We start from the raw sequence: 7,524 nt of genomic DNA on the forward strand, positions 1-7,524 counted from the left end.
TGTCTCCTCATCGTCCGAGCGCGGCTTTGCCGGCTGTGGGTAGATCAAGCCATTCGGGTTCCGGGCGCGGGGCCGAGGCGAGCAGCTCCGCCGTGTAGGGATCGCTCGGCGACCGGATGACGAGATCAGTGGCGCCGGACTCGACGACGCGGCCGTTGCGCATCACGTAGATCCGCTCGGTGACCTGGCGGACGACGGAAAGGTCGTGGGTGATGAACAGGTAGCCGATGCCCTGTTCGGCGCGCAGGCCGTTGAGCAGGTTGAGAATCTGGGCCTGGACGGAGACGTCGAGCGCCGACACCGATTCGTCGCAGATCAGGATCTTGGGTTTGGCCGCCAGAGCTCTGGCGATCGCGACCCGCTGCCGCATCCCGCCCGAGAGCGCCACCGGGCGCTGCTGGGCGACGGCCGCCGGGAGGCCGACGGAGGACAGGAGGCGATCGACCTCGCCGCCGACGTTCACGTCCCTCGCCGAGTAGGTCGAAACCGCCTCCGCGAGGGTCCAGCCGATGCTCCGCATCGGATTCAGGCTCGAGTACGGATCCTGGAAGACGATCTGAACCGTGCTGCGAACCCTGCGCAGGTCCGCCCGGCTCAGCTCGGCCCAGTCGCCGACGTCGACGCCGGCGATCGTCAGGCTCCCGCTCGTCGCCTGTTCGAGCCCCACCAGCACCCGCGCGAGCGTCGTCTTGCCCGAGCCGGACTCCCCCACCACGCCGACGCTCTCGCCCTCGCCGATCTGGATGGAGACGTCCGCGAGCGCCCGAACGGCGCCGAAGGTCTTGGACAGGTCCCGGACGGAGATGACCGGCGCGCTGGGCGGCGGGATCTCGACAGGGGGCACTTCCGCGGCGGCCCGCTGCCGCAGCGCGGCCATGTGCGGCCGCACCTCCGGGAGGCGGACGCAGGCCGACCATCGATCCTGCGCGACCTCGGTCAGCGACGGATCGCCCTGCTTGCAGGCGTCGTCGGTCCAGGTGCAGCGCGGTGCGAACACACAGCCTCCGGCCACCTCGTCCGGCGCGGACACGGAGCCGGGAATGGCGACGATCTCGCCGACCCGCCGGTCGATCCGGGGCTCGGACAGCAGGAGCGCCTGGCTGTAGGGGTGCAGCGGCTCGGCGTCGAGATCAGCGGCGTCGCCTGCCTCGACGACCGATCCGGCGTAGAGGACGTAGACCCGGTCGCACATGGCGAAGGCGACCCGCAGGTCGTGCGTGATGAGAACCAGGCTCATGCCGCGCGCGGCCTGGATCCGCTTCATCAGCGCGAGGATGGCTCGCTGGGTCGTCATGTCGAGGGCGGTGGACGGCTCGTCGGCGATCAGCACGCGCGGGTCGCGGGCGAGTGCGGCGGCGATGGCGACGCGCTGCCGCATCCCACCCGACAGCTGGAACGGGTAACGATCGGCGACCGCGGGGTCCTGGATGCCGACCTCGGCGAGTCGGCGGACGGCTTCCTGCCGCCGCTCCTTGCGGCGTCCGGGGTGGCCGAGCGATTCGGCGATGATGTCGCCGCAGCGCATGACCGGGTTGAGCATGGTGAACGGGTCCTGCATGATCAGGCCGATCTCCTGCCCCCTGATCGAACGCCGCCACTGCCGCTCGGTGAGGGAGAGCAGGTCGCGGCCGCCGTAGCTGACCTCGCCGGTTGCCGTGAGACCGGGTTGGAGCAGTCCGGTGATCGCCCGGACGGTGATCGACTTGCCGCTGCCTGACTCGCCGACGATGCCGACGGTCTCTCCGGGCTTCACGGTCAGGTCGATGCCGGACACGAGGGTGCTGTCCCCGTGCGTGATGCGAAGATTCGAGACGGAAAGCATCAGCGTGTCCCCCGATTCGACAGCCGCTCGTAGAGCCAGTCCCCGATGAGGTTCATCGACGTGGCCGTCAGCACGATCATCAGTCCGGGGGCGAGCGCCGCGATCGGGTTGTCGAACAGCAGCGGCTGGCTCTCGGAGAGCATCAGGCCCCAGTCGGGAGTGCCGGGCGGTACGCCCAGGCCCAGGAAGGACATCGCGGCCAGGGCTCCGAGCGAGCTCGCGAACACCAGGAAGCTGTTCGCCACCGAGACCGGGGAGACGTTCGGCCAGATGTGCAACAGCATGATGCGCCGGTCCGGGACGCCCAGGGTCTTGGCCGCCTCCACATACGGTCTCGGCACCTGCTCGAGAGTCGCACCGCGCACCACGCGGGTGTCGAGCGGCACCGTGAGCACCATCAGGACGGCGACCGTCGGCCAGTAGCCCGTGCCGACCGCACCGGCGGCGACGATCAGCACGAGGAGCGCGGGGATCGCCCACATGAAGTCGACCCAGCGCATGATGAGCGCGTCGACGCGGCCGCCGCGATACCCGGCGAGCAGGCCGAGGCCGTTGCCCAGGACGAACGACCCTACAGCGATGGCCAGCGGGCCGAGAAACGCCGACCGGGCGCCCGCGACGACCCTGGAGAACGTGTCTCGTCCGAGAATGTCCGTCCCCAGCCAGTGTTGTCCGGACGGCATGGCCATGATGTCGCCCAAGTTCTGCGCATCGGGGTCGTGCGGGACGAGGAGGGGGCCGAACAGCGCCATCACCACGATGGCACCCACCACGACGAAGCACAGCCCGACGATCGGCCCGGGGGCCTTCCGCCTCCGCTTGGCCCGGACCGCCACCGGCGATCGGCCGGCGGCGACGGTCAATCCAGCCATGTCAGGTTCCCATCCGGATTCGCGGGTCGACCACCATGTAGATGATGTCGGCGAGGAGGTTGGCGCCCATGACGAGCGCCGCCGTCAGCAGCGTCACTCCCTGGATCATCGGGATGTCCTTGGCCACCGCCGACTTGACGAGCAGCTGCCCGATCCCCTCGACCGAGAACGTCACCTCGACGAGCACCGCCCCGATGATCAGGGAGGTCAGGACGAGCCCGCTGACGGTGATGACCGGGATGAGGGCGTTGCGCAGGGAGTACCGGAAGAGAATCCGCGGCACGGAGAGACCCCGCGCCCGGGCGAAGACGATGTAGTCCTGATCCAGGACACCGGCTATCGACGATCTGGTGTGCTTGACCACCAGGGCGCAGGTCGCCATGGCGAGCGCGATCGCGGGCAGGGTGAGGTGCCAGAGTGTGTCGAGCCCGCCGGCCCCCTGGCCGAACACCGGGAACCAGGGGATCTGGATCGCGAACGCGTAGAGCAGGACGACGGCCGCGACGAACGCCGGCGTCGACATCCCGACGACCACCCCGCCCACGACCGCGCGGTCCACCGGGCCGCCGCGCTTGACCGCTGCGAGGACGCCGAGCCCCACTCCGCTGATCATGGTGATGACGAACGCGTAGAGACCCAGCAGTAGCGAGGTCGGCAGGCGGGACGCGATCTCCTCCGACACCGGCAGCGTGGTCTGGATCGACGTGCCGAAGTCGAGGCGCACCGCGTCGGAGAGCCAGATCCAGTACTGCTCGAGGAAGGGCCTGTCCAGGTGGAACTCCCGGGTCAGCGCCTGCACCGTCTCCGGAGAGCGGGGCCTCGGGCCGAGCAGGGCGTCGATCGGGTTGCCCGGCGCCAGGTGCAGGAGGGCGAAGACCACGAACGAGACCACCGCGAGCAGTCCGGCCATGCCCGCCAGCCGCCGGACGACGAAGATCAGGCGGCGCCGCGTCATCGCGCGTTTCCGATCCCCAGCGCCCAGGGCCGGTCGAGCGCGAAGAACCCGTTGAAGGCCGGCCAGGAGTACTGGCTGGACAGCGCCAGCGTCGCCTCGGGCAGGAACAGCGGCACGAAGGGCACGTTGTCGGCGAACTCCCTGTTCAGCTCCGCGTAGATGTCGAGGCGCTTGGCGGCATCCGTCGTCGAGAAGCCGTCCGCGATGAGCTTGTCGACCTTGGGGGTGCTCCAGTTCGTCGTGTTGAACTTGCCTTCGGCGGCGTTCGCGCTCCCGATGGCGAAGTCGTAGGCGGCGCCCGGATCGGCGGAGGTGCCGCCGACCGTGGTGACGAAGGACGGGACGGCTTCGCGGTCGCGTCCGATGACCTGGGCGACGGCGGCGCTCGGCGGCTTCACGTCAAGCTTGGCGCGGATGCCGATCTTGCCGAGTTGCGCGACGATCGCCTGGCTGACGTTCCTGAAGGCGCTCGAATCTCCCGACATGAGCGTCACGGCCACGCCGTTCGGGTACGCCGACTTGGCCATCTCCGCCTTCGCCTTGGCCAGGTCGTGGGGGTAGGTGGGCACGTCCGCAAGCGCCTGCTCGACCTCCTCCGCCGAGCCGAGCTGCTCCAGGAGTTTGGGCGGGATGAAGTAGTCCGACGGCCGGGCGTAACCGCCCCACGCCTCGATGAGGGACTGCTTGTCGAGCGCGTGGGCGACGGCGCGCCGTACGTGGAGGTCGTTCCACGGTGGGACGAGCGTGTTCATTGAGAACTGGCCGAACGAGCGAGTGTCGGGGGCCGTGACGAGCTTGATGTTCGCCGTGGAGGCGAAGGCGCGGTTTCCCTGGGGGAAGTAGACGTCCAGCTGCTTGGCGCGGAACGCGGTGGCCGCGCTCGTCTCGCTGGAGAAGAACGTCCATGTGATGTTCTGGATGGGTACGCGACCACCCCAGTAGGCGGGGTTGGCGGAGAGCTTCGCCGCGCTGGTGGGGTCGAACGTGTCGAGTTTCCAGGGTCCGGTGCCGACGACGCCGGTTCCCGGCTGTCCGTAGGTGGACTTGTTCTTTTCGTAGAAGCTTTTCTCGAAGATTCCCAGCTGATTTCGTGCGGGAACCAACGCCCATGCGGCATTGGGTTCGCCAAGAGTGACGCGGACCGTGTATCTGTCGGTCGCCTCGATGCTCTTCAACGCCGGTGGGAAATTGTAGGCGTTTGTTGATCCCGGCTGCCGGTAGACGTTCAACGCGAATGCGACGTCCTCGGCTGTCAGCTCATTTCCGTCGGAGAATTTGACGCCTTTTCGCAGCCGATAAACGTAGGTGGTCGGTGTGGGCTGCTCCCACGACTCCGCGAGCCACGGCTTCAGCTCGCCGCGCGGATCGCGGATCAGCAGCGGCTCGAGTACGAGGTTTCCGAGGCCGTGATAGCCGAAGGCGCTCTTGGTGTAGTCGAGGGTGGGGACTGACGCCGAGCCGACCCGCAACTGTGCGATGGCCTGACCCTTCGCGTCGGAACCGCCGCTGTTCGCGCCCGTCCCGCAGCCCGCGGTGACGAGAGCGACTGCGACCATGGCGCCGACCATGACCTGGGTTCGCTTGATCATGGCGGTCTCCCTTCCTTGAGGACTTCTCCGTGTCCGACGGGTTCGACCATGCGCCAACGCGTATCGACGAACACTACAGATGTACGCTATGGGTGTAAAGTCCTGGGAACGGCCGTTACCACATCGCACGTCATCGATGATTACCGGTGGCGACCGGAGGATCGATCGACAGCCGCAGGAAAGAGCCGGCCGGTTTTTCGACGGCTCGCGCATGCCCGTCGCCAAATGTGTAGGAGTTGTTTACCGGCGAAGAGTTCGACGACTGGGGACGGGACGTCGGGGCCTGGTACTTCGCTCGGTGTCGCCGCACAGGCTCAGGGGGCAGGCAGCTTCAGTGGTCGCGGCGGGCGCCGGTGCGCGCCCGCCTGGCAGGACGACGCACCGGGCCAAGACCCGTCGTAAGGCTGGCCCGTCCCTCTCCCGGCTGCTGCCGTTCCTGACGCACTGCTGAGCCTCAGGACGGGGACACGTTCGGGGAGCCGCAACGGCGCGGCCGCTCGCTCCTCGGAAGGGTAGAACCAGGCCCGTCCGGCCGTGCCTAGCCGGCCGAGCCGGGCGGCGTGTCGCAGAACTCCTGCTTGACGAGGGTGTCCACAAGCGTCAGGAAGTCCTTCGCCGGGCCTCTGGTGGCCGAGTCCAGCCAGGTCACCGAGGCGGTCAGGGTCTTGCTGCCGTCGGGCGAGCTGTACATCAGCGCCCCGTAGCCGTGCGGCGGGCTGCCGTTGTGCTGGTAGACGGTGCCGCAGCCGGGGCCCAGGTCCTGCGCCCAGATGCCGAGGCCGTAGTCCTGCTTGGGGAGCGGCGTGGGAATCGCCGTGCGCATCTCGGCCAGCAGCCTGGCGGGCAGGAGCCTGCCGCCGTTGAGTGCGGAGAAGAACGTGGTCAAGTCCTGCGTGGTGGAGATCAGGTCACCGGCGCCGGTCAGCAGGGACATGTTCTGGTGGGAGAGGTCGATCACGCTGTTGTTGTACTGGTAGTAGCCGTGGGCGTGTGGCCCGGGCAGTGCCGTCGTGCGGTTGCCCGCCGCGAGGGTGCCCCGCAGTGCGAGCGGCCCGGTGATGCGCCGCTTCAGCTCGGTGGCGTAGGAGTGGCCGGTGACCTTCTCGATGATCAGCAGCGCCACCGTGTAGTTGGTGTTGGAGTAGCTCCACTGCGTTCCGGGCTCGAAGCGCGGCTTCTTGGACAGCGCCAGCCGTACCAGCTCCTCGGGCTCGTAGCTCTTGAACCGGTGGGGCACCCACCCGTCGCCGTTGGCGGGGATCCCCGGCTCGTCCATCGTCCCGTCGGGCTTGTACTCGCCGGTGTAGTTGAAGATCCCGCTGGTGTGCCGCAGCAGCATCCGTACGGTGATCCGCTGGTCAAGCTTGTAGCCGGGCAGGTAGTCGGCGGCGGGGCGGTCCAGCTCGATCCTGCCCTCTGCCACCAGTTGCAGCACCATGGTCGCGGTGAAGGTCTTGATGATGCTGCCCGTCCAGAAGCTGCCGTTGGTCGGGGGTTTGGCGGCCGATCCCAGCTTGCGTATCCCGGCGCCGGCGGCCCAGTCGCCCTGCTGATCGCGTACGCGCAGCTGGATCCCGGTGAAACCGGCGTCGACGAAGGCCTGCATCGCCTTGCGCAGCTCCGGGCGATCCTGCCCGGTGGGGGTGGCCATGGCGGGGGTGGCCATGGCGGGGATGGCGGTCCCCGCCAGCACCGCCGTTGCGAGCGCCGCGACGGCCATGCGCCGGCTGATCGTTGTCTTCATGGTTTCCTCGTCTGTGGGGTCTTGGTCGCTGTTGTCAGTTCGTGGTCCGGGCGTCGCGGAACACCGCGTCGATGAGCCGCTGCGTCGCCTGCTGGAACGCCGCCGCGTTGGACAGGTCGGCGTCGTCCACGTAGGTCACCGAGGCCGTCATCGTCCTGGCGCCGTCGGGCGTGCTGTACATCAGCGCCGCGGAGCCCGCCATGCCGCCGTTGTGGTGGTAGATGAAGCCGCTGTTGTCGCCCAGGTCCTGCTCGAAGATCCCCAGGCCGTAGCCGATCTTCGGGTCCGGCTTGCGCATCTCGGCCAGCAGCTCGGCGGGCAGCAGCCGGCCGCCGTTCAGCGCGGCGAAGAACGTGTGCAGGTCCTGGGTGGTCGAGATCATGTCCCCGCCGGCGGAGATCCACGAGGGATTCTGGCTGGTGACGTCCACCGTGTGCTCCCGGCCGCCGTCCTCATACCGGTAGTAGGCGTGGGCGTGCGGCCCGGTGATCTCCGTCGAGGTGCCCGGCGCCTCGGTGCCCGTCATCCCCAGCGGGCCCAGG

The 7,524-nt window shown here is 68.5% G+C and carries 6 protein-coding genes; all 6 read right to left on the reverse strand.

Going from position 1 to position 7,524, the window contains the following annotated elements; all coding sequences use genetic code 11:
• Nucleotides 1-7 precede the first annotated feature (7 nt).
• A complete protein-coding gene (locus ACIBG4_RS04750) occupies nt 8-1,822 on the reverse strand; it encodes a dipeptide ABC transporter ATP-binding protein (RefSeq protein WP_397200671.1) in 1,815 nt (604 codons plus the stop codon).
• A complete protein-coding gene (locus tag ACIBG4_RS04755; RefSeq protein ID WP_397200672.1) occupies nt 1,822-2,694 on the reverse strand; it encodes an ABC transporter permease in 873 nt (290 codons plus the stop codon). Before ACIBG4_RS04755 ends, ACIBG4_RS04750 begins: the two co-directional genes overlap by 1 nt.
• 1 nt (nt 2,695) lies before the next feature.
• Nucleotides 2,696-3,649: an ABC transporter permease gene (locus tag ACIBG4_RS04760; RefSeq protein WP_397200673.1), complete on the reverse strand. Its 954-nt coding sequence runs from the start codon at nt 3,647-3,649 to the stop codon at nt 2,696-2,698.
• Nucleotides 3,646-5,238: an ABC transporter substrate-binding protein gene (locus ACIBG4_RS04765; protein WP_397200674.1), complete on the reverse strand. Its 1,593-nt coding sequence runs from the start codon at nt 5,236-5,238 to the stop codon at nt 3,646-3,648. The genes ACIBG4_RS04760 and ACIBG4_RS04765 overlap by 4 nt, the downstream gene beginning before the upstream one ends.
• Nucleotides 5,239-5,776: 538 nt before the next feature.
• Nucleotides 5,777-6,982 carry a serine hydrolase domain-containing protein gene (locus tag ACIBG4_RS04770; protein ID WP_397200675.1) on the reverse strand — a complete coding sequence of 402 codons (1,206 nt, stop codon included), beginning with the start codon at nt 6,980-6,982 and terminating at the stop codon, nt 5,777-5,779.
• A 34-nt stretch (nt 6,983-7,016) separates the two neighbouring features.
• Nucleotides 7,017-7,524, reverse strand: a 508-nt coding sequence (locus tag ACIBG4_RS04775; protein ID WP_397200676.1) for a serine hydrolase, incomplete at its 5' end; no start/stop codon positions are given.

It is taken from the genome of Nonomuraea sp. NPDC050383 (genome assembly GCF_044459125.1).
Taxonomy (GTDB): domain Bacteria; phylum Actinomycetota; class Actinomycetes; order Streptosporangiales; family Streptosporangiaceae; genus Nonomuraea.

Excerpts from the sequence above, each read along its gene's own strand:
- ACIBG4_RS04750 (WP_397200671.1), bottom strand. The coding sequence starts at position 1,822 with ATGCTTTCCGTCTCGAATCTTCGCATCACGCACGGGGACAGCACCCTC.
- ACIBG4_RS04755 (WP_397200672.1), bottom strand. The coding sequence starts at position 2,694 with ATGGCTGGATTGACCGTCGCCGCCGGCCGATCGCCGGTGGCGGTCCGG.
- ACIBG4_RS04760 (WP_397200673.1), bottom strand. The coding sequence starts at position 3,649 with ATGACGCGGCGCCGCCTGATCTTCGTCGTCCGGCGGCTGGCGGGCATG.
- ACIBG4_RS04765 (WP_397200674.1), bottom strand. The coding sequence starts at position 5,238 with ATGATCAAGCGAACCCAGGTCATGGTCGGCGCCATGGTCGCAGTCGCT.
- ACIBG4_RS04770 (WP_397200675.1), bottom strand. The coding sequence starts at position 6,982 with ATGAAGACAACGATCAGCCGGCGCATGGCCGTCGCGGCGCTCGCAACG.